General features: G+C 56.4%; 4 protein-coding genes. 3 read left to right on the forward strand and 1 reads right to left on the reverse strand.

What is annotated here, in order from left to right:
- The first annotated feature begins 243 nt into the window (after window positions 1-243).
- The 3 genes from J4G38_RS27010 (at window position 244) to J4G38_RS27020 (ending at window position 2,236) form a co-directional block, all read left to right on the forward strand.
- A complete protein-coding gene (locus J4G38_RS27010; protein WP_210522208.1) occupies window positions 244-648 on the forward strand; it encodes a hypothetical protein in 405 nt (134 codons plus the stop codon).
- Window positions 649-1,420: 772 nt separating this feature from the next.
- The gene (locus J4G38_RS27015) at window positions 1,421-1,858 is read left to right on the forward strand and encodes a hypothetical protein (RefSeq protein ID WP_210522207.1); all 438 of its coding nucleotides are present in this window, start codon (window positions 1,421-1,423) and stop codon (window positions 1,856-1,858) included.
- Window positions 1,859-1,960: 102 nt separating this feature from the next.
- On the forward strand, window positions 1,961-2,236 hold the full coding sequence (locus tag J4G38_RS27020; protein ID WP_210522206.1) for a hypothetical protein: 276 nt from the start codon (window positions 1,961-1,963) through the stop codon (window positions 2,234-2,236).
- A 96-nt stretch (window positions 2,237-2,332) separates the two neighbouring features.
- On the opposite strand, the gene J4G38_RS27025 is transcribed toward J4G38_RS27020, so the two are convergent.
- The coding region (locus J4G38_RS27025) for a hypothetical protein (RefSeq protein WP_226163960.1) at window positions 2,333-2,558 on the reverse strand (226 nt) is incomplete at its 5' end.

Below are 2,558 nucleotides of genomic sequence, written 5' to 3' on the forward strand. Positions count from 1 at the left end.
GATGAGCTTGCAAGATAAGCGGATATGTTCACCGACAAAGGCAGTTATTTCTACGCATCGTGCTCATCACTCATCCCTGGACTTACGTCAAATGTGACGTTAGAACCAACCTCTTACCCAGGCCAAGTTTAAGAAAAGGGTGAGTCGGTGAACGCGCTCCGTTTGATTGAAGGAGCGTTTAGGCTTGACGTAGTAGCAACCGCCTCCCCACGGTCCCTACTTTGCACTTCCTTCTGTCCTACGATGATCCTTCATTCCGAATTCCCCCAAGCCTACGCGTGGGGAGATACCACCCTTGAATACGTCAACACCCATGAATTATGCCAGGGCTGCCCGGAAGTGGGCGTGCTGAAAATTGACGGCGGGGTGGTGCACCAAGGCCATAAATTTGGTGGTCCCTTGCTCTATGATGCCGGCGTGGTCTACCTGCCCCTGTTTGATCGGGGTCTTTTCATCAATGACTTTAAATTGGCCGTGATTGAGGTGCAAGCGCAGCAGTTAAAGGTGAGCCTATTCAGTGAACCGTTGATCCTGCTCGATAAAATTCAAGGCGACGCGATCTACTACTTCAATGACCTGGCCAACGCAAGGCGCAAGATGGTTTCCATCAGCAGTACGCCGTGGGAAACCTATCCGCTATACGCCTAGGCGCGTTATTTGGGATCAGGAACCCCGAGTTTAGCGTAACGGTCCGAAGGTAAACCGAGCGGGGAGTTAGCCAGTGTCGGCTAGTGACTTCCAATCCACAACAACACGAATACCAGCCCAATGAGCAGGAGTAACCAGGGGGGCGCCACACGGACGCGATAGCGGATTCGACGACGAAAGGACATGGCAACTAAAGCGGCGGTAAATAACGCGCCGTTTGGCAAAACGAGCGAATTAAACGACGTGCTTTACCTTGGTCTTTTCTAAAATAGGCGATGAAAACATTCCTTTTCTGGGCAGTGGGGCTAACCTTGTCCCTAGCTGCAGCCGCGCAGGACCAACCGGGGAGCAGCGACGCGCCCGTCCTCACGCGACGCGAAGCCCAACTTCTGGACTCTCTCTTACCTGAGCACCCGGGCCCAGCAGCGTTGACCGGTAAGCGCTATGCCTTTGTGACGGGTAATCTGGGGCACGTGCTGGAGCCCAAAAGCGTGTTTTTTCAGCGCCACGTGCTCCCGTGGACCACGACGGGAAAACAGCCCGTGGTCGCGTGGCGGCCGTTCACGGATGCGGAGCGCCGCGCCTCTGGGGGCTACGATGGGTTGCTGCTAGTTTGGGTGAAGAATCTCGGCTCGAAACAGCGCAACAGGCTCGTGCGACAGTTAAACGCAGGAGCTACCACGCGTTTACGTTAACGGTGGCAAGGTAAACGCGCGCTGTTCAGAATTACGAGCGTTATTTGAACTCTCATATTGGACCCAAATAACAGACCTTGAGGAGCGAAGCAAGCATTCTCTTACCGGGCAACGCGGTGGAAGCAGTTACGGCCTATCTGCGCGGAAAACTCATGGGTATTCCCGCTCAGTCGGAAAACATCCACTTTGCGGGCATTACCCTTTATGTCTCGGACATCAGCTACGAGAATGACTACACGCGGGCGTTTATGACCGAGCGTGGCCTACAGGAAGTGGGCAAGTACGACGCCTACGTCAACCCACTCGATTTGCCGACGATGGTGGCGCTGGAGTGCAACTTTTACTCCCTGTTTTACCGGCACTTCATGTCCATTGTTGAACTGGTCGCCCTGGAACTTAGCCAGCACTTCCAGTGCTACGCTTTAGTCTTGTTGGATGGGGCCGACGAGCAGTACGCCTTGTATAAGAAAGGCCAACAGGTGAAGCCTTGCGATGCCAACGAACAGGCAAGATGAGGTTTATCTAAACGGTGGCAAGGTAAACGCGCGCTGTTCAGAATTACGAGCGTTTGCAACCGTTTCGATGCTACCTTGCCCCACGCCTTTGCCGCGTCTGCCATGCCCACCCATCGCTACGAGTACGCCACCGTGTGCCACCAAGGGGTGGAAGTGGGCGTCGTCCGCTGCCCCGCGCCCGAGCGCTTGGCTAACCACCTCGACCTGCTGGCCCTGCGCCACCGCCCCCAAGGCGGCGCGGTCCTCCTGTCCACCGAAGGGGGCACGCTGTGCTTCCTGGACGAAGACATGGCCAACCTGTTTCCGAGGCGTTCCTACGACGCCCAGGGCCTGGCGTGGCGGCCTTTTGCCCTCACGATTGGCGCCTCGCCGGCGTAGGGCCGCCGGCGTGGGGAGCCGCCGTGGCCGGTGGGCCTTTCTGCACCGCGAAGCTGGTCACGTTACTCAAAAGGTGCAAACAGGGAAAGGAGGGTCTTATTGAACAGTGAAAACGGAAGCCAGCTGGATTTTATCAATTACCCCCTGGCTAACGTGGCAGTACTGCATTTCTCCGTCCACCACATAGACCAGTGCCAAAGTGCTGATGGGACGGCCTGGCAGGGGTAAGGGGGCCGTAAAAAAGGTGTGCAGAAAAGCTTGCTGACTCATGCCGACGTGCACGCCCGTCGCCAAGGAAAGGCCGGGGTCTGTTAAGGTGCCG

The sequence above is a fragment of the Hymenobacter terricola genome (assembly GCF_017921975.2).
GTDB classification, from domain to species: domain Bacteria; phylum Bacteroidota; class Bacteroidia; order Cytophagales; family Hymenobacteraceae; genus Hymenobacter; species Hymenobacter terricola.